General features: G+C 59.6%; 23 protein-coding genes and 1 pseudogene. 19 read left to right on the top strand and 5 right to left on the bottom strand.

The features are described 5' to 3' along the window. Positions 1-13 precede the first annotated feature (13 nt). Positions 14-853, bottom strand: a complete 840-nt coding sequence (locus ACYBHZ_RS03830) for a flagellar motor protein MotB (RefSeq protein ID WP_460272871.1) — start codon at positions 851-853, stop codon at positions 14-16. A gap of 195 nt (positions 854-1048) precedes the next feature. On the opposite strand from ACYBHZ_RS03830, the gene ACYBHZ_RS03825 reads away from it, so the two are divergent. The 9 genes from ACYBHZ_RS03825 (at position 1049) to ACYBHZ_RS03785 (ending at position 9135) form a co-directional block, all read left to right on the top strand. Further along, the gene (locus ACYBHZ_RS03825; RefSeq protein ID WP_460272870.1) at positions 1049-1996 is read left to right on the top strand and encodes a helix-turn-helix domain-containing protein; all 948 of its coding nucleotides are present in this window, start codon (positions 1049-1051) and stop codon (positions 1994-1996) included. 143 nt (positions 1997-2139) lie between these two features. Beyond that, positions 2140-3147, top strand: a complete 1008-nt coding sequence (locus tag ACYBHZ_RS03820) for a TRAP transporter substrate-binding protein (RefSeq protein WP_460272869.1) — start codon at positions 2140-2142, stop codon at positions 3145-3147. A gap of 104 nt (positions 3148-3251) precedes the next feature. Continuing rightward, complete coding sequence (locus ACYBHZ_RS03815) at positions 3252-3743, top strand: TRAP transporter small permease (protein WP_460272868.1); 492 nt, start codon at positions 3252-3254, stop codon at positions 3741-3743. Next, positions 3740-5023 (top strand): TRAP transporter large permease, encoded by a 1284-nt coding sequence (locus tag ACYBHZ_RS03810; protein ID WP_460272867.1) that lies wholly within the window; start codon positions 3740-3742, stop codon positions 5021-5023. Before ACYBHZ_RS03815 ends, ACYBHZ_RS03810 begins: the two co-directional genes overlap by 4 nt. A 14-nt stretch (positions 5024-5037) precedes the next feature. Then, positions 5038-5880: a dihydroorotate dehydrogenase electron transfer subunit gene (locus tag ACYBHZ_RS03805; RefSeq protein ID WP_460272866.1), complete on the top strand. Its 843-nt coding sequence runs from the start codon at positions 5038-5040 to the stop codon at positions 5878-5880. After that, the gene (locus ACYBHZ_RS03800; protein ID WP_460272865.1) at positions 5880-6818 is read left to right on the top strand and encodes a dihydroorotate dehydrogenase; all 939 of its coding nucleotides are present in this window, start codon (positions 5880-5882) and stop codon (positions 6816-6818) included. Before ACYBHZ_RS03805 ends, ACYBHZ_RS03800 begins: the two co-directional genes overlap by 1 nt. Next, positions 6815-8095 carry a hydantoinase/carbamoylase family amidase gene (locus ACYBHZ_RS03795; RefSeq protein ID WP_460272864.1) on the top strand — a complete coding sequence of 427 codons (1281 nt, stop codon included), beginning with the start codon at positions 6815-6817 and terminating at the stop codon, positions 8093-8095. The genes ACYBHZ_RS03800 and ACYBHZ_RS03795 overlap by 4 nt, the downstream gene beginning before the upstream one ends. Continuing rightward, positions 8092-8802, top strand: a complete 711-nt coding sequence (locus ACYBHZ_RS03790; protein ID WP_460272863.1) for an orotate phosphoribosyltransferase — start codon at positions 8092-8094, stop codon at positions 8800-8802. The genes ACYBHZ_RS03795 and ACYBHZ_RS03790 overlap by 4 nt, the downstream gene beginning before the upstream one ends. 15 nt (positions 8803-8817) lie before the next feature. Further along, a complete protein-coding gene (locus ACYBHZ_RS03785) occupies positions 8818-9135 on the top strand; it encodes a hypothetical protein (protein ID WP_460272862.1) in 318 nt (105 codons plus the stop codon). 83 nt (positions 9136-9218) lie between these two features. Here ACYBHZ_RS03785 and ACYBHZ_RS03780 read toward each other — a convergent pair whose 3' ends face one another. Both ACYBHZ_RS03780 and ACYBHZ_RS03775 read right to left on the bottom strand, forming a co-directional pair. Beyond that, complete coding sequence (locus ACYBHZ_RS03780; protein WP_460272861.1) at positions 9219-9821, bottom strand: NrsF family protein; 603 nt, start codon at positions 9819-9821, stop codon at positions 9219-9221. Continuing rightward, positions 9803-10360: a sigma-70 family RNA polymerase sigma factor gene (locus tag ACYBHZ_RS03775; protein ID WP_460272860.1), complete on the bottom strand. Its 558-nt coding sequence runs from the start codon at positions 10358-10360 to the stop codon at positions 9803-9805. Before ACYBHZ_RS03775 ends, ACYBHZ_RS03780 begins: the two co-directional genes overlap by 19 nt. Before the next feature lie 165 nt (positions 10361-10525). Between ACYBHZ_RS03775 and ACYBHZ_RS03770 the strand changes: the two genes are divergently transcribed. The 10 genes and pseudogenes from ACYBHZ_RS03770 to ACYBHZ_RS03725 all read left to right on the top strand — a co-directional run bounded on the left by ACYBHZ_RS03770 (position 10526) and on the right by ACYBHZ_RS03725 (position 18726). After that, on the top strand, positions 10526-10831 hold the full coding sequence (locus ACYBHZ_RS03770) for a BufA1 family periplasmic bufferin-type metallophore (protein WP_460272859.1): 306 nt from the start codon (positions 10526-10528) through the stop codon (positions 10829-10831). Positions 10832-10923: 92 nt separating this feature from the next. After that, on the top strand, positions 10924-11766 hold the full coding sequence (gene bufB, locus ACYBHZ_RS03765; protein ID WP_460272858.1) for an MNIO family bufferin maturase: 843 nt from the start codon (positions 10924-10926) through the stop codon (positions 11764-11766). After that, positions 11763-12488, top strand: coding sequence for an HvfC/BufC N-terminal domain-containing protein (locus tag ACYBHZ_RS03760; protein WP_460272857.1), 726 nt, complete (start codon positions 11763-11765; stop codon positions 12486-12488). Before bufB ends, ACYBHZ_RS03760 begins: the two co-directional genes overlap by 4 nt. A gap of 3 nt (positions 12489-12491) precedes the next feature. After that, a complete protein-coding gene (locus ACYBHZ_RS03755) occupies positions 12492-13064 on the top strand; it encodes a DoxX family protein (RefSeq protein WP_460272856.1) in 573 nt (190 codons plus the stop codon). 56 nt (positions 13065-13120) lie between these two features. Continuing rightward, positions 13121-14162, top strand: a pseudogene (locus ACYBHZ_RS03750) (IS3 family transposase). A gap of 263 nt (positions 14163-14425) precedes the next feature. Next, positions 14426-15295: a dioxygenase family protein gene (locus tag ACYBHZ_RS03745; protein ID WP_460272855.1), complete on the top strand. Its 870-nt coding sequence runs from the start codon at positions 14426-14428 to the stop codon at positions 15293-15295. 86 nt (positions 15296-15381) lie between these two features. After that, positions 15382-16563 carry a muconate/chloromuconate family cycloisomerase gene (locus tag ACYBHZ_RS03740; protein ID WP_460272853.1) on the top strand — a complete coding sequence of 394 codons (1182 nt, stop codon included), beginning with the start codon at positions 15382-15384 and terminating at the stop codon, positions 16561-16563. A gap of 9 nt (positions 16564-16572) precedes the next feature. Beyond that, a complete protein-coding gene (locus tag ACYBHZ_RS03735) occupies positions 16573-16962 on the top strand; it encodes a hypothetical protein (RefSeq protein WP_460272852.1) in 390 nt (129 codons plus the stop codon). Next, positions 16959-17807 (top strand): alpha/beta fold hydrolase, encoded by an 849-nt coding sequence (locus ACYBHZ_RS03730; protein ID WP_460272851.1) that lies wholly within the window; start codon positions 16959-16961, stop codon positions 17805-17807. Before ACYBHZ_RS03735 ends, ACYBHZ_RS03730 begins: the two co-directional genes overlap by 4 nt. A gap of 22 nt (positions 17808-17829) precedes the next feature. After that, a complete protein-coding gene (locus ACYBHZ_RS03725) occupies positions 17830-18726 on the top strand; it encodes a LysR family transcriptional regulator (protein WP_460272850.1) in 897 nt (298 codons plus the stop codon). A 760-nt stretch (positions 18727-19486) separates the two neighbouring features. Here the strand turns inward: ACYBHZ_RS03725 and ACYBHZ_RS03720 are convergent. Together ACYBHZ_RS03720 and ACYBHZ_RS03715 are read right to left on the bottom strand one after the other, a co-directional pair. Next, positions 19487-20500: a cyclase family protein gene (locus ACYBHZ_RS03720; RefSeq protein ID WP_460272849.1), complete on the bottom strand. Its 1014-nt coding sequence runs from the start codon at positions 20498-20500 to the stop codon at positions 19487-19489. 3 nt (positions 20501-20503) lie between these two features. Next, positions 20504-21421: a 3-hydroxyacyl-CoA dehydrogenase NAD-binding domain-containing protein gene (locus tag ACYBHZ_RS03715; protein ID WP_460272847.1), complete on the bottom strand. Its 918-nt coding sequence runs from the start codon at positions 21419-21421 to the stop codon at positions 20504-20506. Positions 21422-21444 lie beyond the last annotated feature (23 nt).

Below are 21444 nucleotides of genomic sequence, written 5' to 3'. Positions count from 1 at the left end.
TCTAAAATGCGATCTATTTTCTGACCTGATGGCGCAGCAACACGATCTCGACGCGGTTGTTGCGGGGGGCCATCGGATTGTCGACGGCGGGTTTGCGGTCGGCATAACCTGTCACGCGCTGCATGCGGTTGGTGGGCGTGCCTTCTTGTTCCAGCATCATACGGACTCTGTCGGCCCGCTGTGTCGACAGATCCCACACCGGGTTGTTTGCGACGACGAGAGGCACAGACCGAACATGGCCGCTTAGGGCAATGTCGTTGCGCACGATTTTGAAAACCTCGGACAGCATGCCGAGCAAGAGGACCATGACGGGGCCCGGCTCAGCGGAGTGTTCCGCAAAAAGCGGCTCCCCATCCAGATCGTAAAGCTCGATGATCAGGCCTTCATCGGTGACGCGGGTCACGATGTGGCGCATGGCCTCGTCCGCCGCCATGCTTTCGCCGCTGAAGGCCGTGAGCAATTCCTGCACCTCTGCGAAGGCTTTGGCATCCAAGGCGTCCTGCAGTTCGGTCTCCGGCGTCGGCTGAGGGGAGGTCTTGTTGCTCGCATCCGCGTTTGAGGCCCCGGTGCCGTTTTGCGACAGGGTTTCTTCGGTGAAGACGGAATCGCCCCCGAAGGTGCCATCGCCGCCGCCGGAAATACGGTTCACCGGGATGGTCGGGTTGAAGTAATCCGCCAACCCTTTGCGTTGTTTTTCCGTTGTTGCATTGAGCAACCACATCAAGAGAAAGAACGCCATCATCGCCGTCACGAAATCGGCATAGGCAACCTTCCAAGCGCCGCCGTGGTGGCCGCCGCCTTGAATGACCTTTTTCTTCTTGATGATAATCGGAGCGTTCCCTTTGCCGCTCATGTCACCACCTCATATTCACCCGTCGTGGGGATATCAGAGGGAAGTGAATGCCAGCTTAATCTCTAAAATTGAGAAGAGACTTTTTTGAATTGCCCAGCTTGGTGTCGGCGATGGCGCAAAATTAACCATCTCTGGTCTGCATCCCCTATTGCGACATATTAAAAAGCATGATTGTCTCATAATTGAGATAATATCGTGGCGTGCACATATTTTAAGACCTATGTGGCGGTACGTGCCGTAGTTTCGAAAGAGCGTGTTGTGGAAGAGACCAAATTCAGTTTTCAAGACATTGGGGCGCGGCTGAAAGCTCACCGGCTTGGGCGCAACCTGTCTCCGGAAGATCTCGCAGCCCGGCTGAATATTTCGCGGGCGGCTTTGTACCGCGCTGAAAAGGGCGGGATATCCAAGATCGACATGCTCTCCGCGATTTCCAATGAGCTGCAGGTCTCTTTGCCCAGCCTGCTCGGGGTCGGTATTGAATATGTCGACAATGCCGTGAGCTTTTTTGAGCGGATGCGGCAGATTGAAGAGGATTGCGAGCAGATCATCGGCTTGTTCAGCCCGATCTCATATCTGGTGACAACGGCCCGATATGATACGGTGCTGGAAGACGTTCTCAATGAATCCGTGCAAGACACAGAGCGTCAGGACGTGGCGAAAATTTTGGATATTTTGGCGAAAAGAAAACAACGCTTTGCGCAGCGCAGGCCGCTTCTCGCCTCGATCATTTCGGATGCGGATATCCGGAAATTCCTGCGTGACGGGCTTGAGGGCAATCTGGAGCTTGCGTCGGAGGTGCGTGATCAGCGGCGTCAGATGGCGCTCGCGGAAGTGCAGCATATCGTTGAAATGCTGCGCTCTCCCGATATTGGCGTGCAAATCGGCGTGGCGCGGGAGCCGATCCCCTCGACCTCTTTCCAAATTATGCGACAGGCCGGGCGTTCGATCCTGACGATCAGCCCTTTCCGCCTTGGGCATAATCCGAACATTCGTATTGGTGTGGGGCTCATCACCTCTGCGCCTGAGGCTTTGGAGCTGCATGAAGGGATTGCCGAGCGACTCTGGGAGACCTCTCTGAAAGGGCGGGAGGCGGCCGACCATGTCCAGGAATTGATCGCGCGCGAAGGTTTTAAAGCCGAATAAATTTGCTCAAATATTCATCAAAAAATAAAATCATTTGGTCAAATTTAGATTTCGTCTCATTTTTTAGACTTTTTTATTGACCTAGGGTTCGCTTTCGGGAGTTTATGCTTTTTATAAAGAAACCTGACAACCGGGAGCGTTTCATGCCTCAAACCAAATCTCTCCTCTCCGCTGTTCTGCTCGCGGGGATCACTATGGCCAGCCCTGTGCTCGCGCAAGAGTATGTGGCCCGTATCGGCCACCTCGAAAGCACGCAGCAAAGCCGCCACATTCATCTTGAGAAAGTGGCCGAGCTTGTGTCCGAGCGCACCGACGGCGAGGTCGAGTTCCAGATTTTCCCGCAGGGTCAGCTTGGCAATCAGCGTCAGATGAACGAAGGCGTCCAGCTTGGCACGCTTGAGGCCACCGTCGCTCCCGCAGCGTTCCTCGGCGGTTTCAACCCGCTGGTGTCGATCCTCGACATTCCCTACCTGATCCCGGAAGACGCCGATAAAGCCGCAGCTCTGCGTGACGGTCCTTTCGGTCAGGCGCTGCTCGACAGCTTCTCTGATAAAGGCATGGTGGCGATTGATCTCTGGCCGAACGGTAAGAAACAGTTCACCTCCAACGAGCCGCTCGACTCGATTGCCGATTTCGCCGGTCAGAAATTCCGCGTGATGGACAGCTCGATCCTGATCGAACAGTTCAACGCCCTCGGCGCTTCCGCGATCGCGCTGCCGTTCGGCGAGCTTTACACTTCGCTGCAAACCGGCGTTGTGGACGGCGAGGAAAACCCGCTCGACACGATCAAGGCGATGAAATTCTACGAGGTGCAAAAGAACCTCGTGGTCTCTGATCACGGCGCGATGGAGGATGTGATCCTCTTCAACCCGATGTTCTGGGACAGCCTGCCGGAGAACTATCAGACGATCATCAAAGAGGCTTTCGCCGAAGTGATCCCCGAGCTGACCGCACACAAAGCCGCCGCTGTCGAAGCTGCGCTTGAAACCATCAAGGAAGCCGGCACCAACGTGCGCGTCGCCGGTGAAGCTGAGCGCGGCGAGTTTCGTGATGTGATGTTTGGCCCGGCCTCCGACGCCTATGTCGCCAAAACCGGCGAAGCAGGTCAGAAACTGCTCGACATCTACACGGAAGCCTACGACAAGCTCTAAACTCCGATGGACCCGGTTCCCCTCCGGGTCCGTCCGCTCCGCAGTTTTGGTTTCAGGCCGAGACGCGGAGCCCTCTCTTTTCACGGTGATCGAAAGCCCCACTCATGAAAGCCCTAAATCTGCTCCGAACGGTCGAAAGAACCGTTCTCATCGCGCTATTCCTGATCATGGTGTTTCTCTACACCGGCTCGGTCGTGACCCGTGAAATCGGCGGCACATTCGCAAGCCGGTTCGCCTGGATCGAGGAAGCGGTGCGGATCATGAACCTGTTTCTGGTCTTTCTGGCGCTCGGACTGGCTCTGGAGCGGGGCAAGCATGTGGGCATCACCAATATGCGCGAGCGCCTGCCCGCACCCGTGCTCGCCGTGCTTTTGAAAGTCATTGATCTCGTTGGCCTGTGCATGAGCCTTTACGTGGCGTGGCTGGCTCTGGATTTGGTGCAATTCGTGCTCAAGTCCGGGCAAAAATCCCCGACCCTTGGCGTCCCTATGGGCGTTATCTATCTCGCGCCCGTTGCTGGCTTTCTTCTGTTGGGCCTGCGCTATGGGCTGAGCCTTCTGGGCCTCATCGACCGCTATCAGGAGGTCTCCGAATGATCTTCGCACTTATCATCCTTCTGGCCATCGTCCTTCTGGTGGCCGGGTTCGAAATGCTGCTCGTTCTGGGCATCCCGGCCTTGGCCTATAAAGAGGCGTTCTACGCCCGCCTCCCCGATGCGGCGGTGGTGCAGAAGATCGTTGGCGGCATCGACCACTCGACGCTTTTGGCGATCCCGTTCTTCATCTTTGCCGCGAACCTCATGGGGTCGGGCCAGATTGCGCGCCAACTCATTGGCGTTGTCAAAGCCCTTGTTGGTCACACCAAGGGTGGTATGGGGCACGTTGTCGTCGGCGGCAGCATGGCGTTCGGTGCGGTCTCCGGTTCCGCGCCTGCCACGGTGGCCGCCATGGGCCGCATGGTCTACCCGGAACTGCGCCGTGCGGGCTATTCCGACAAATTCAGCCTTGGACTTCTGGTCTCTTCGGCGGAAACCGCGCTTTTGATCCCGCCGTCGATCACGTTGATCGTCTATGGCTGGATCACTGGCACTTCGATCTCGAAACTCTTCGCGGGCGGTTTGGCCGTTGGCCTCGTCCTCGGTCTCGCCTTTGCGGTTTATGTCCGCATTCAGGCCGCGCGCGACGGTGTCACCCATGATGCGCGCCTGCCCTGGGCGGACCGATTCAAGGCCATCTGGGAGGCCAAATGGGCACTTGGCATGCCGGTGATCATTCTCGGCGGCATCTATTCCGGTATCATCACCCCCACAGAGGCCGCCGCCGTCAGCGTGGTTTACGCGATCCTCGTCGAGATGTTCGTGTTCCGCGCGCTCGATCTCAAAGGCCTCGCCAAGATCACCGAAGACAGTGCTGTGAACACCTCGATCATCTTCGTGCTGCTGGCGATGGGCGGGCTGATCTCCTTCTTCGTCACACTCGCGCAGGTGCCGAATGAGATCATCGGATTTCTGGAGGCCTCCGGCGCGGGCAAGATCTCCTTCCTGATCGCCGTCAACGTGCTGTTCTTCGTGGCGGGCATGTTCATCGACCCGAACTCGACGCTTCTGGTGCTGGTGCCGCCGCTCTATCCGGTGGCCATGAGTTTCGGCATCGATCCGGTGCATTTCGGGATGCTGGTGACGCTCAACGTCAGCCTCGGGATGATCACGCCGCCCTTCGGTCTCGACATCTTCGTTGCGTCCTCAACGCTCAATAAACCCGTTGCGGATATCATCCGAGGGGTCTGGCCCTTCGTGCTGGTGAACCTGATCGTGCTTCTGCTGGTCACCTATATTCCGCAAATCTCCCTCTTCATTCCCAAGCTGATCTACGGCTAATCCGAGGCAGACAAATGACCCACATTCCGACCGTTGTGTCCGTCCCTGTTCCGCAGGGGCTACGGCCCCGCTGTTCCGAAGCCACCTGTCGCGTGGTCTCAAATACCCCTGTGAATGGCGAATATCGCCTGCTCACTCTGGACGCGCCCGAGGCGATTCTCGACTGCCAGCCGGGCCAGTTCTTTCAACTGCTCTGCCCCGCGCCGGAGAGCGAACATCCTTTCCTGCGCCGCCCGATGAGCATCTATGGTTATGACAAAGCCGCCGGACGGCTGGAGTTTCTTTATAAGATCGCGGGCGCTGGTACGCGTGGTCTTGCAACGCTCACCCCCGGCGATGCGTTCAATGTGCTCGGCCCGTTGGGGCAGGGGTTCTCGATGCCGGATACCTGGCAGAACCTCATGCTGGTGGCGCGTGGCGTCGGCCTTGCCACCCTCGCGCCTCTTGCGCGCATGGCGCAGGAAAAGGGCCGCAAGCTCACCGCGATCTGTTCCGCCCGTCGCCCCGATCTGGCCATGTCGGTCGATCTCTTCGAGAGCTACGGCGCGGAGGTGATCGTCGTCCACGATGAAGACGGAAGCTCCACGCCTGAGGCGCTGCGTCCGCTGATCGAGGCGCGGATCGCGAAGGGCGAAGTGGATGCCTTCTACACCTGTGGCTCCTCTCGTCTGCTGCGCATGCTGCAAGACCTTGGCGACACCCACGGCATCCCCGGCGAGATTGCGATGGAGCAACAAATGGCCTGTGGCCTTGGCATGTGTCAGGCCTGCGTGCGCAGTTTCCGGGTCGGCGACCGCATCATTCAACGCCGCGTGTGCCGCGAAGGCCCGGTGTTCCCGATTTCGGAGGCGATGTGATGAAAGACCTGCAAACAGCCGATCTGAGCGCTCGCATCGGTGGGCTGACGCTCAAGAACCCGATCATGCCTGCGTCCGGCACCTTCTCGGAAGACCTCGCCGATGTCTTCGATCTCGATGTGCTGGGCGCGCATGTGCTCAAGACCATCATGCACGGCACCCGCGCGGGCAATCCGACGCCGCGGGTCTGTGACATGCAATCCGGGATGATCAACGCGATCGGCATTCCGTCCAAGGGGGTCGACTATTTCCGCGACGAGATGCTGCCCTATTGGGCCGGGTTCAAAGCCCCTCTTGTGGTGTCGATCTCCGCGCATTCGATGGACGAATTCGCCCGTCTCTGTGCTGAGGTCAGCCTGCCGGGTGTGACCGCCATCGAGGCGAATATCTCCTGTCCCAATATCGAAGCGGACGGCAACGCTTTCGCCATGCGACCTGATACGACGCATGAGGTCGTGACCCGTCTGCGCGCCGCAACCGATTTGCCGCTCTGGGCCAAGCTGACGCCGAACACGGGCGAGCCTGTCGAAGTGGCGCGCGCCGCAGAAGATGCCGGGGCGGATGCGCTTGTGACGGCCAACACCATGCTCGGCATGTCCATCGACATTAGCAGCCGTCGTCCGCGCCTTGGGAATGTCATGGGTGGTATGTCCGGCCCGGCGATCAAACCCATCGCGCTGCGTATGACCTATCAATGCGCCCGCGCCTGCGACATTCCGGTGATCGGCTGTGGCGGGATTTCTACGCTCGACGATGTGTTGGAATTTCTGATCGCGGGGGCGCGTGCGGTACAGGTCGGCACGGCCACCTTCCAATCCCCCACCGTCATGGCGCGGCTGATTGCCGAGCTTGAGGGTTGGATGACCGCACAGGGCATTGCCTCTCTCGATGAGATCATCGGCAGTATAAAAGCGCCCGAGGCCGGGGTGTTCGAATGAAACATCATCGCTCAGAGAAGATCGGGGCCGAAGAACTCGCCGATCTGGCCGCCGAGATGTTTGAAGACATTCGCGCCCTTTCGAAAGATGCGGCGGGGGTGAGCCGTCCGGCGTTTTCGGAGATCGAGACCGAAACGCTGGCTTATCTCGCCGAACGTGCCCGCGCTGAGGGGCTTTGCGTCACTGAGGATGCGGGCCGGAACCTCTTGTTCTGCTTGCCCGCACATGAGGATGCGGATCGGTTTACCGTGATCGGCAGCCATGTCGATTCCGTGCCGATGGGGGGCAATTACGACGGGCTTGCGGGTGTCATCGCGGGGCTGATGGTCCTGATCGCCGCCCGCCGGGGTCTGCGCGAGCTGTCGCGCCCGGTTAAAGTTCTGGCCATGCGCGGCGAAGAAAGCGCTTGGTTCGGGGCCTGTTATCTTGGCTCGAAAATGCTGACGGGCAGCTTGCCTGAGGGCGAGTTTAACGCGGCGCATAAAGGCGACGGACGACCGCTCAGCGCGCATCTCGAAGCGCTTGGCATCGACACCACGCCGATCAAGGCGCAAGAGCCGATCTGTGATCTGGACCGGATCGAGGCCTATCTTGAATTGCACATCGAACAAGGCCCGCTTCTTGTGGAGCGCAACATTCCCGCCGCCGTCGTCACAGGCATTCGCGGCAATTTCCGCTATCGCGATATTCATTGCATCGGTCAGGCCGGTCACTCCGGTGCTGTGCCGCGTGCCTATCGTCATGACCCGGTTCTGGCCTTTGCCGAGCTGATGCATCGGCTCGACGGGACATGGCAGCACCTTCTGCATACGGGCAAGGATCTTGTCCTGACCTCGGGCGTCGTTGGCACCGACCCGACACGCCACGCCATTGCCCGCATCCCCGATGAAATCGCGTTCTCCCTCGACATCCGCTCGCAGGATGCCGACACGCTGGATCAGATGCGCAGCTATCTCAAAGGCGAGATGGCTGACATCGCCCGTTCGCGCGGTGTGCGGTTTGAGATGGGGGCGGAAGTGCCCGTTGCCCCCGCGCTGATGGACGCGGGCCTTGTTGCAGGGCTTGAATACGCGATGGAGCAAGTCACGGGCGAGGCCTTCTCAATGGCTTCGGGCGGCGGCCATGATGCGGCGATTTTTGCGCAAGTGGGCGTGCCCGCCGGCATGGTCTTCGTGCGCAACCGCAACGGCTCACACAACCCGGACGAGGCCATGGAAATCAAAGATTTCATGGTAGGCGTGGACATCCTATCCACCTATATGGAGGCCGCATCATGAAGGAGCCTCTGACCATGCCGCTCAACCCCGAAACGCGCGCCGATTTCGCCCGCCGCACAGCGCTCGCGCTGTTGGACATCCATGCGGTGGAGGTGGCCGGGGAGCGGCCTTTCATCCTGTCATCCGGCGTCGCCAGCCCGGTCTATATCAATGTCCGCAAGGTGATCTCCTTCCCGGCGGTGCGTGAAAAGCTCATGCGTTTCGCGACCGAAGTGATCGACGCGGAGATCGGACGTGACAAGATCGACGCCATCGCGGGCGCGGAAACGGCGGGTATTCCGTTCGCCGCGTGGATTGCCGCCGAAACCGGCCTTCCCATGCAATATGTGCGCAAGCGCGCGCAGGGCTTTGGACCGGAAGCTCATATCGAAGGGGTGACCGCGCCGGGGCAACGGGTGCTTCTGGTCGAAGACCTGACCACGGACGGGGCCTCGAAACTGCGGTTTTGCGAAGCCTTGCGCGCTGCGGGCCTCGAAATCAGCGATGTCTTCATGCTCTTTCAATACGACATCTTCCCCGAGACCCGCGCCGCGATGGAGCGTTCCGGCGTCCGGCTGCATGCGCTGGCCACGTGGAAAGACATCCTGAGCGTCGCCGAGGCGCATGATCGCTTCACGCTCGCCGCCCGCGAAGAAATCGCGGCGTTTCTCAATGACCCGCTGGCATGGTCCGCAGCCCATGGCGGCGCCAGCCACCTCACTTTCTAACTTAAGGAGACTCTCATGTTTACCTTCCTCCTCGATCTCATCACCGAAAAAGGCAAAGGCATTCACGCCTATGTCGCCGCCTCGAAAGCCGCCTTCGAGCGCGCGTTGACGGAACCCGATCACGCCGCCGCGTTTTACTTTCTCGCGACCAGCGCCGAGAATTTTGTTGATCGGCATGAACGCCAGCCGCTTTCCGGCGAAGAGCTTGATCAGAACTTTGATGCGTTCAAAGCGGATATCGAAGCACTGGATGCCGCCGCTCAGGAGCCGGAGGCCAAGCGTTTGGCCGTGCTCAACGAGATCGTGACCGCTCAGATCAAACATTCGCGCTAAGCGTATCGCCCCATCCGTCATCGGGTGGGGTGTTCTCATGTCGGTTAGTGGTGGCTGCAATGGGCCGCCTGCTGCAAGCCACGTCACACGCCCAGAAAGCGCTGCCCGGCGTAACGGCCAACCGCGCCGCAAATGAGGATGCCGAGACTGTACCACAGCAGGAAAAAGGCCGGGCTGTCCTCGTCGCAATGCAAGGCGTAGATCGTCGTGGCGACGGCCCCGGCAAAGAGCCCCGCAATCAACCCGTGGCGAGCCGGAAAGGGTTCGACCCGATGACGTAGCCCGGCAAACAGAGCCGCGCCCAAGGGCAATGCGAGAAGCGGGATGGAGACAAGGCAGGCGAATGCTGTTTGTCCCATGATGTCTTGCCCCGACAGCGCCATCGCCGCCCAGACAAGGGCCACGATCAGACCAAAGGCCACAAAGGGCCACAGCGGCAGAACCCGCTCCGATGGTTTGGCGAAAAGCAATCCGCCCGCGACAAACGCCAGAGCCAAAGGCACAAGCTGTTTTGCCAGCACCGGAAGGGACTGGACCGCCACGGCCCAATCCGGGCGCAGGCCCAGCGTCGCAAGCATCAAGGCAAAGGCCAGCACAGCGCCCGCCAGCACGCGCAGCGCAAGATGCGGGCGTTTCGGGGGGATGTCATCGGCAGCCAAGGCCGCAATCAGCTCATCGGTTTCCATTCTTCGTCCTTTCGTGCCACCTCCGCCAACCGTCGGAGCGCGCGGTGAAGCGCGACCCGCAGGGCGCCGGGGGCCAAATCAAATGTCGTGGAAAGGGTCTGTGCGTCCAGACCGTCCACCGCATGACCGCGCACAAGGGCCGCATCGCGATCCGAGAGACGCGCGAGCGCCTGTTCGAGATGCAGGCCCGCCAGAGGATCGACCGACGGCGCATCAAGATGCGCGTGATCTTCGATCGGCTCATGGGGCGCGCTGCTCCGCACGGAGCGCATCATATCAATCGCCTTATGCCGGATGATCACCCTTACCCACGGCAGGAGCGGGCGGGTTTGATCCCAGCTGCCGCGCTTGAGATGGATCGACAGAAGTGCTTCCTGCACCACGTCCTCCACCACATGCGCCTGCGCGACGGGCAGGTCACGGCGCGCCATCGCTCGCATGCGCGGTGCGAGACGCGTCAAACATTGCGCATAGGCTTTTCGGTCCCCCGAAAGCCCCTGCCGCATCAACTCTTCAATCTCGCGATCCTGCGTTGTCATACCTCAGTATACGCAGGCGCGCGGCCCGGTGTTACAGCGGGTCGAAAATATTTCAGTCCTTTCACGAGTGATCACGCTGATGCGAGCGACGTAACAAAGCGGGGCGGCGCTCCGAATACTCCTGTGCAGACGATGAGATCTGCGTCTTACATGGAGATTGAAGATATGACCGCACACCACAAATCCCTCGCTCTCGCCGGTGCCGTTGCTGCTGGGCTGGCCCACATGACCCTGCCGGCACAGGCCGCGGAGCAGGAAAAATGCTTCGGCGTTGCCATGGCCGGTGAAAACGGTTGCGCGGCCGGTCCCGGCACCACTTGCGCAGGGACGTCCAAGGTCGATTACCAAGGCAACGCATGGACCCTTGTCCCGGCTGGCACCTGCGAAGAGATCGAACTTCCCGCAATGATGGACGGCTCCCCGCGCATGGGCTCCCTCGAAGCGCTCGACCGCGACCTGCCGAAGTCCTGATCCGACAGGGTTGCTGCACACATCAGGCGCGCGGCGCGATTGACCGCCGCGCGCCCAATTCCCTCATTGGAATGCCCTCACAGGAGGCCGCTATGGATACGCCCGCTTTGCCCTGCACCGCAGGGATCGGTTTCAAACCCGTTCATTATGATGATCTCAAAGATCCCGGTGCCGTCACATGGCTCGAAGTGCATGCGGAGAATTACATGCTGGAGGGTGGCCCCCGCCGCGCCATGCTGGCCGATCTTGCCGCACGGTTCCCGATTTCCGCGCATGGGGTTGGCCTCTCAATCGGCGGCGAAGGCGCGCTCGATCCCGCACATCTCAAACGCCTGCGCAGCCTGATGGACTGGCTCAACCCGGTGCAGTTTTCCGAGCATCTTGCATGGTCGTCGCATGGCGGGGCCTATTACAACGACCTTCTGCCGCTGCCCTACACTGAGCGCACGCTCGAAACCGTCTGTGCCCATGTCGATGAGGTGCAGAATGCTCTGGGACGGCAGATGCTTTTGGAAAACCCGTCGAGCTATCTCGCCTTTGCCGAGAGCACGATGTCGGAGACGGATTTCCTTCATGAAGTGGCGCGGCGGACCGGCTGTGGGATGCTGTTGGACATCAACAATGTCTTTATTTCCGCGACCAATCTCGGCCTATCGGCGGAGGCCTATCTCGACGCCTATCCTGTTGAGCATGTGGGTGAAATTCACCTCGCAGGATATGACGAGCAAAGCACGGAGACCGGCGCGCCGCTTTTGATCGACAGCCACGGAGCCCCCGTCGCGGACCCGGTTTGGGCGCTTTACGCGCGGACCATCGCGCGGATTGGGCCGCGACCGACATTAATCGAATGGGACAATGACGTCCCCGGTTTCGCCACGCTGGAGCGAGAAGCGGCGCGGGCGCGAACGGTTCTTGATCTGCGGAGGGCGGCATGACCCGGCAGGCGGCATTTGCCGAGGCGCTTTTCACGCCCGAGCGCCCCGCGCCGCAGGCGACCTCTGCACCGGGCGGTGGCCCAGTTGGGGTGCGTTTCGATGTCTACCGCAACAATGTCACCGTCTCGTTGACGGAGGCTCTGGCGGAGGGCTTTCCGGTCATCGCCCAGCTGGTGGGGGAGCAATTTTTCACGGCCATGGCGCGGGAGTTCATTCGCGACCATCCGCCCAGCTCTCCGCTGATGACCTTCTATGGCGCGGAGTTTGCGGCATGGCTGCAAGACTTCCCGCCCGTCTCCGCCTTGCCCTATCTGCCGGAGGTCGCGCGTCTCGAATATGCGCGCCGGGAGGCCTATCACGCCAAGGATGCCACACCACTCGATCCGCAAAGCCTGAGCGGTCTTTCCCCGGAGGCCTTGGACGCGTTGCAACTCTTGCCGCATCCGGCGGTCCGGGTGATCCATACGATCCATCCCGCTTTGTCGATCTGGGCGCGCAATGTTGGCGCGGCGGATTTGGTGGAGGCTCCAACTGGCGAGGTCTTGATCGCCCGGCCCGCATTGGAGTTGCGCATCTGCGCGGCCCCGATGGGCACGGCGGAGGTCCTGTCCGCGCTGGGCAAAGGCGTCCCGCTCGGCCGCGCCTTTCCTCCGAAAATCGACGCCCCGGCCATATTCGCGTGTCTCTTCTCAGTGGGCGCGCTCATTCCAAAGGAGATTTGATCCATGACTGACACCTCTGCTCCGCATCCCGCCATGAACCGGCTTTGGACGCTTTTGCGCCGTGTTGAGACCGCGCGGATTTCGATTGCTCCTGAGCTTGTCGGTCTCTCGGGCCGCGCCGTGTTCGCATCCGTGTTGCTGCACTACTTCTGGTCTTCGGCCCTCACCAAACTCGACGGATTTTCCCTGTCCCTCAACGCCTATGCCCAGATCTTTCCCCGGCAAATGGAAGCGGTCGGCTATGACGCCTCCGCCCTCGGGCTTTTCGCGCATCTTGTCGTCGGGGCTGGGACGCTCGCCGAATTTATCCTGCCGCTCTTGATTGTCATCGGCTTTTTCACACGGCTGTCGTCTTTGGCGATGATTGGCTTCGTGATCGTGATGACCCTGACCGACATCATCGGGCACGGCGTCGGGGCAGAAGCCATCGGCCTCCCCTTTGATCGCTTCCAAGACGCCATCATCGCGGATCAGCGTTTGATGTGGATTTGGTTGCTCGTTGTCTTGGCGCTCAACGGAGGCGGATATCTTTCCGTTGATCGGGTGCTTGAGAAACGTCTGGCGGATCGCGCCTGATCGGTACTGTCGCAAAGAGAAAGAACTACTCGCCTGATTTCAAGGCGAAGGTCGCAATGGAAGCGATCCGCGAGGAACTGAGGCTCGCGGAGCTGTCGAAGAAGTACGGCGTTCACCCGAACATGATCAGCGGCTGGAAACGCGCGGCGGTTGCCAATCTGGCGCAGACCTTTGAACGCGGAAAATCCGATGAGGTCCGCCATCTGAGGCCGAAATCGAGAAGCTGCATTCGAAGATCGGGCAGTTGGTCGTGGAACGGTTTTTTTTGGCGAGCGCCTCGCGTCAACTGCTCGGGACGCCCAAAATCTTTGGTGCAAAAAATGGTAAGCGCGGATCATGAGTTGAGCCAGAGGCGGCAATGCGCGCTGCTGCGGGTGCGCGGTCGGGTCTGTATGACCGGCCAGTCGGCGGAAGCGCCGTTCATCTGCGGTTCATGGACCTCATCCATTGCCCGGCAGGCGATTTGTGCAACAACTCTGCCGAGAGGGGGCAAGCAGTTCCTGTAAACGCCGTGGTACGGATCGCGGCAGATGGCGCGATACATGCAGCGGCAGGGGCAAAAGTGTGGCCGCCACAGGGTACGCCGTGTACGTCGGGAAAACAGTCCCCCGGACTGTTTTCTGATCCTCCTTACTGCGCAAGAGGCGGCGTGGGGGCCTGTGTCTCGTCGCCATCATGGATTGGTACAGCCGCAAGGTCCTGGCCTGGCGGTTGTCGAACAGCATGGAGGCAGACTTCTGTGTTGAGGCCTTGAAAGAGGCTTTGGCCAAATACGGCCCGCCAGAGATCATGAATGGCGATCAGGGCAGCCAGTTCACCGGCTTTGAATGGACCAACGCGTTGACCGAGGCCGGGGTGAAAATCTCGATGGATGGTCGGGGTCGCTGGATCGACAACCGGATGATCGAACGGCTTTGGCGGTCGCTGAATTACGAATGCGTCTACCTGAACGCATTTGAAACCAGCTCAGAGGCAAGAGCGTGCATCGGGAAATGGCTGGCCTACTATAACGCTGAACGGCCTCACTCAACCCACGGCATCTTGACCCCGAAAGAGGTCTATGAGACCAAGATCGAACCTGAGAAAATGGCAGTCTGAAACGAAACCAAGATCCACCTAAAATCAGGCTGCAAATTGGTCAAAAGTGGGGCCAGCTCTCTTTTCCACGATAGCTCCCGACCGCTTATGTCCAATCTCTCGGCAGAGTTGAGCGTCCGGCTGCGGCACATTGCCTTACCCAAGAGATTTACTTCTAAGGATCGCAATACCCAATAGGTATTGCGACATATCCCGCAAGGCATTGAGAAAGAGAGGGATCACCGTCAGATTCCCTGCCAGCTTTACTGACGGGAGGAGTCACTATGCGCAATATCACGATCGACAACATCACCGATGCCGTTATCAAATCCATGGATACGGACATCCCGGCGCGCAACATGGAAATCATGAAAGCCGCGCTCAAGCATGTTCATGAGTTCATGAAAGAGGTCAATCTGACCTATGACGAATGGCTGGAAGCCATGGAGTGGATGCGCCGCGCCGGCGATATTTCCAGCGAAGCGCGCAACGAATTCATCCTGATATCCGACATCATCGGAGTCGAGGTTCTGGCCGATATGCTCGATAAGAAACCGACCCATAACGAGACCATCTCGACCGTACTCGGGCCGTTCTACCGCGAGAACCCGCCGGTGCTTCCGAAAGGTGCCTCGATCATCCAGAAGGATTTCGAAGGCCAAGAAACCGTCCGCGTCTCCGGCACGATCCGCGACACCGATGGCAACCCGGTGCCGGGCGTGACCATGGACGTCTGGGAAGATGCACCCAATGGCCTCTACGAACAACAGGACCCGGATCAGCCGGACTTCAATCTGCGGGGTCGCTTTATCACCGACGAGAATGGCGCATATGAATTCGTCGCCATCCGTCCGGTGCCCTACCCGATCCCCTATGACGGCGCCGCCGGTGAGCTTTTGAAATACATGGGGCACCACCCGATGCGTCCCGGTCACGTACACTTCATGATCATGAAGGATGGCTACAAAACCCTGATTTCGCAGATTTATGACAGCACGACCGAGTATCTCGACAACGACAGCGTGTTTGCCGTGAAAGAGGACCTCATCGGCGAGATGGTCAAAGCCCCCGAGGGCGCCGACACAGATCTCGTGATGACCTTCGATTTCGTGATCCGCGACAACGCGCTCATCGAAAGCGTCGCCGCCGAGTGATCTGAGACCACCTGGGGTTTCGGCCCCTCCTATCAATGGAGCGGCACAGATCGTGCCTCTCCCCCAATGCGCACCCGGGATTTGCCATGAACACCCCCCTTTCCGCACAACCACTCACCGGCCAGCCCCACATTGGAGACTTGATGGAGGCGACGCGCATTCGCGCCGTCACCTCTTGGATCATTGAGGCCCCGACCCGGCGCAAGCACAAGCTGTCGAACACCTCCATCAGCTATCAGGGCTATGTTTTCGTCCGCGTCACATTGGACAACGGCGTCGAGGGCTTTGGCGAGGCCTCCACGCTGGGTGGTCCGCGCTGGTCCGAGGAAAGCGTCGAGGCAATCAAAGCCAATATCGACACCTATCTGGCGCCCGCGCTGATCGGCAAACCGGCCTGCTTGCTGGAAGCTGCCGCCGGAGACATGGCCCGGGCCTGCAAACGCAATTACGCCGCAAAATCCGCGCTCGACACCGCGCTTTTGGATGCCACCGGAAAAACCCTTGGCGTGCCCGCACATGTGCTTCTTGGCGGCGCGCGGCGCACGTCCTTTTCCGCCATCTGGGCGCTGGCCTCGGGTGACGCGGCCCAAGAGGTCGACGAAGCGCAGGGCATGATCGAAAAAGGTTGGTTCAACCGCTTTAAGATCAAGCTGGGTTTTGCCGATCCGCAAACCGATCTGGACCGTTTGGCGGCGCTGCAAAAGGCCCTGCCGACCGGTACGGACATCATCGCCGATGTGAACCAAGGCTGGTCCGAGGCCGATTTCATCCGCTACCTGCCGCGTCTCGCGGATCTTGGCGTGAGCTTGGTGGAACAACCCCTGCCCGCCGGTCAAATGGCCGCCATGGCACGGATTTCCGAGCGCTCACCGATCCCGATCATGATGGATGAGGGCGTCTTCACGCTGGAAGAGGCGCTCGACGGCTGCGCCCGCGCGGCGGGCTCCGTCCTGTCGCTGAAACTGTGCAAACACGGTGGCGTGCATCAGCTCAAACAAGTCGCAGGCATCGCGCAGGCGGCAGGCGTACAGCTCTACGGGGGCTGTCTGTTGGAAAGCTCGGTCGGGGCGGCGGCGCATTTGCATGCCTTTGCCACGCTTCCCGCGCTCGAATGGGGCACGGAACATTTCGGGCCGAAAATCCTGATCGAAGATCTCTGCCGCAACGCGCTCAAATACGAGAATTTCGAGGTGCATTTGCCGGACGGTCCGGGGCTGGGCGTGACGCCCGATCTCGACTTGATCGAAAAATACGCTCGCAAAGACTGAGGACCAAACATGACACATGATCTGCGTGTCCGCTTTGAGGACATGGGCCGGAAACTGGCCGAGAAACCGCATCTCAAGCGGCTCGGCGCGCTGTTTTCCGAAACCGTCCTGATCGAGATCGACGGCAACGAATATTACCTCGCCTTTCACCGTGGCGCGCTGGAGCACGTGACCGAAGGGCCGAGCCGCCAGACGCCCTGGCGGTTTGCGATCCGCACCGATGGCGAAGCACTCGACAAATTCTGGCAACCGATCCCGGAGCCGTCGTTCCATGACATCTTCGGCTTTGTCAAAACCGGGCGTGGCCGGATCGAAGGCGACATTCTCGTGCTGGTGAAAAACCTGCGTTTCTTCAAAGAATTCATGGCGCTTGGTCGCCCAGAGGAGGCCACAGCATGAGCGCGCAACCTGCATATGAACCGATCATCGGCCGCTATGTGACCATCGAGGTCCAAGGCCGCAGCTACCGCGTTTTTGTCGAGGAGGCGGGCCAAGGCCAACCGGTGATCTGTTTTCACACCGCCGGTGCCGACAGCCGCCAGTGGCGTCACATCATGAACGATGCGGAACTGACCGCCAATTACCGCTTCATCGCGCCTGACATGCCGTGGCACGGCAAAAGCCTGCCGCCAGAAGGGTTCGAGGAAGAGGAATATCTTTTGACGACCGAGGTCTATGTCGAGACCGTGTTGAAACTGGTCGAGGCGCTGGCGCTGGAAAATCCGATCTACGCGGGCTGTTCCATGGGCGGGCGCATCGCACTGCAACTCGCGCTCAACAATCCCGAGCCGTTCAAGGGCTTCATCGCCATCGAGGCCTCGGATTTCCAGCCTGCGTGGTATGACATCGACTGGTTCCACCGCCCCGATGCCCATGGTGGCGAAATGGGAGCCGCTTTGGTGTCCGCCAATATCGCGCCGCAGGGGCCGAAAGCCGAACGCTGGAACACCCAATGGATGTTCATGCAATCGGGACCGGGCGTGTTCCGGGGTGATCTGAATTTCTACACCAAGGACGACAGCCTCGTCGGCAAACTGGGCGGCATCGACACCACCGAGAAACCCCTGCACATCATGGTCGGCACCTACGACATGACCTGCACGCCCGAAGATGCCAAACGCACCGCGGATCAGATCCCCGGCGCCACCCTTGCCGTGATGGACGGGATCGGGCATTTTCCGATGAGTGAAAACCCCGCCACCTTCCGTCCGCATTTCGTCGAAGCGCTCGCGAAAATGGGCTGAAGGGGCCGCCAGAGGGCCTCTCTTGGACTTTAAACGTCTGAAATACTTCATCGCCGTGGCCGAAGAATTGCACTTCGGCCGCGCAGCCACGCGCCTCGGCATGGCGCAGCCGCCGCTGTCGCGTCAGGTGGCCGCACTCGAAGATCAGCTGGGCGTCAAACTCTTTGACCGCAGCCGCAATCAGGTGCGTCTGACCGACGCGGGCGAGGTGCTTTTGGATCGCGCCCGCGACATTCTCGCCAATCTCGACAGCGCCTACCGCGAAGCCACCCAGATCGGGCAAGGCGGCGCCGGGCGGCTCAGAATTGCCTTTGTCGGCTCCGCGACCCACGGCCCACTGCCGACGCTGATCAAATCCTTTCGCTCGCATTACCCGAATGTCGATCTGTCGCTGTCGTCCATGAACAATGCCGAGCTTGAGCGCGCGTTGATCCAACGCGACATCGACATCGCGGTCGCCCGCCCGCATCTGTTCGGCGCCGAAGAGCTGCGCTCCGCACAACTGTTTTGCGAACCGCTCATTCTGGCGCTACCCGATGGCTCCACCCATGCCCGAAGCACCAAGCCCGTGCAGCTCCACACGTTGAAAGACGAGACCTTTGTGCTCTACCCACGCCGACCGCGCCCGTCGTTTGCCGATTTCATCCTGCGCACCTGCGCCGAGGAAGGTTTTTCGCCAAAAGACCAGATTTTCGCACAGGATTATCAGACCGCGATCTCTCTCGTGGCCGTCGGCGTCGGTTTGGCCGTGGTGCCCGAAAGCGTGTCGCATTCGCCGCGCTCCGGCGTCACCTATCGCCCCTACGAAGGCCACAATCCCGGCACCAGCCTCACGGCCCACGCGCGTCTCGACAATCGCAAGCCTCAGGTGCTGAATTTCTTTTCCCTGCTGCAAAAGTTCACGCGGCGGGCATCGTAACCCACCACGAGCTGGATTTACCCGCACCCGCGACCAGATGCGGCCATGACCGTCTCAATAACTACCTAAAAACCAGCGCAATGAAGCTCCGGAAGGGAGATTTCACGCCGTTCTTCGATGTACAATTGCTTGTAGGAGCCACTCATGGCACAATCTCCTTATTAGATAACCCATTGGTTTCTAATAGAAGTCGCAGTTCAAGGTAGCGCGCGCCTCACGTATTCGAAAAGGCCGATAAGGTGGCTGGGTGACTTCTTCCCGGACTAAAGTCCGAGGTTTCAGTTTTTTACGTAGAAATTTCTACGCAAGTCTGAAATCTATCGGATCAAACTGGCTCACAAATCTATGCGAAAACAAAAGCTTGCCAGAATGAACCGGCAAGCTTTTATTTTTGTGCCCACAGCGCGGACTGCGTCAGTGTCGGGCGGACGGGGCTTTTCCCGCAGCAGCCCATCAATGTCTTCGCCCAGAAAACATGCCTTACACCGCCAGACATGCTTCTACGGCGTGGCCGGATGCGCAATCGGCGGGCGTAAGAGGGATTCTCATGGTCATGGTCCACTCGCCCACAGAAAGAGCCATTTGTCTCGATCAATCCACTAAAGCGTTTCGACTTTAACTTGATCTATCACATAAAGTCGGAACGCCCGCTCCGCTTGGACGTTGCTCCGCGTTTCTGCTCAAACCCTGATTCAGGTTTAAGTAGAAACGCTTTAGGAGTAGGGCAGGTCCGATCACGCTAGGTTTTTAAGAACGTAGTTTAAAGGGTTGCCACAGGAGTGACCGGCGATCCGATCGCGCCTGGCAGATAAAGCGGCGGCGCGGTCAGGAAGAAGCTGCTGCGCTGTGCGTCCGCAAGCGCTTTTGCCAAATCGCGCAGATACCAAAGCTCGGCCAGAGGCAGCCCCAGTTTGAACAGGCAAAGATGGTGCAAGGGCAAGCGGAACCCGGTGGCCGCGGGATCGCTGTGCGGATTTTCGACCGCGTAATTGTCTGCGGCAATGGCCGAAATCTGACTTTCGGTGATCCATCTGTGCAAGGCGGTGTCCGTGCCATCCAGAACTGCCCCGGTCCGCTCTAGCCCATCCGGGTCGGGCGCGTCTTTCATGTCCCAGATCGCCTCCGCATAGCCGGTACGCAACACAAGAATATCGCCACGGCGCAGGGCGATGTTCTGCTCGGCAATGACTTTTTCCAGCAAGGCGCGGTCGACAATGACCCGCTCCATGCCGAACGCCCGGACAAAATCGATCAGTACGCCACGGCCCTGAATGGGAGATTTCGCCATTTCGCTGACCGAGAGCTTGCGGGCATAGGAAGCATGACCGCCCTCCACACCTGCGCCGACAACGTCGGTTTCGGCACGAAAGCCATTATAATAACACCGCTCGGCGACCCCATCGCCATCGGCATCGAACAGGGCACCGACATGGGCGAGAGAATCCCATTGTGTTGAGAACTGGGTCGATAACAGCACCTGATCGTCGCTCAGCACATCGTGCAGCATGGGGTCGACGTTGTTCAGAGCGTAGTTGATGTAAGGCGTTTCGCCGAGACAGGTCGGCGCAAGCCGCGGCGGTTTTCGGCGGGGGTTGAGCGACATGTTATGGGGCAGGTTCAAGGGCAGGGAGAGACCGAAGGCGCGGCCCTGCTGAATTTCCTGCACGGCGGCCAGACGTTCGGCATCGCCGATGTAATTCAATGTCCCAAGCTGATCATCGGGGCCAAAATCCCCCCAGTTGCTCCCCTCAGGGCGGTTCACCCAACGCGGCATGTCTTACTCCTCCTTCGTCATGTGCTGTATGGCTGTGTCTGTCTGTGCGGATAGGGCGATTACCTCCGGCAGCAAAGCCTCGATGTGTTCCATGCGGGCATTTTGCTCGGAATCCCAGTTGTAAAAGCCCTGTCCCGATTTTCGTCCGAGATCGCCTGAAGCCACCTTGTCCGACAGGGTCTCAGAGGGTGTCTGGCGCGCATCGAGATTCGGGTAGAGATAGCCCGCGATGTTCAGATGTGTGTCCAGCCCGTTCAGATCCCTTTGCAAAAGCGGGCCGATCAGGGCGAGACGAACGCCCAGTGAATAGCGCGTGATCAGATCAATGGTTTCTGCATCCGCAACGCCCGCTTCCATCAAGTAGAAACATTCACGCAAAAGCGCATGTTGCAGGCGATTGGCGATAAAGCCCGGAATGTCGGCCTGAAGTCGAGCGGGCTTTTTGCCAGTGTCTTGCAGCAGGCGGATCACCTGCTGAAGTGCGGATTCCGTCGTCTCTGCGCCGGGCACGATTTCAACGGCCGGGATCACATCCGCCGGATTGAAAAAATGCGCAATCAGAAAGCGTTCGGGATGCGCCATTCCGGCTGTCAGCTCCGAGGTTCTCAGCCCCGATGTGTTGGACGTGATGACGGTAGAAACATCGAAGAACGCTTCGATATCCGCCAGGACACGGCGTTTCAGGGCGAGGCTTTCGGGTACGACCTCGAACACAATCTCAGCAGAGCGCCAGTCTTCGGGAAGGTTTTGCAGGCCCTGCGCAAGGAGCGGCGTAGGTGATATGTCCTTTAGGATTTCTTGTGCTTTTTGAAGGGCTTCCGATGATGGGTCGATTAGAGAAACCGGAATTCCATGTTGTGCGAAGTGCCTGCAAATGCGCACTCCCATAATGCCCGCTCCGATGATCGCAACGCGTTTCATGCGCCCTCCTCGCAATAAATTTG

Source organism: Celeribacter sp. ULVN23_4 (assembly GCF_054788345.1).
The sequence above is the reverse complement of the archived record's forward strand: the minus strand, read 5'-3'. Positions and strand labels throughout refer to the sequence as shown.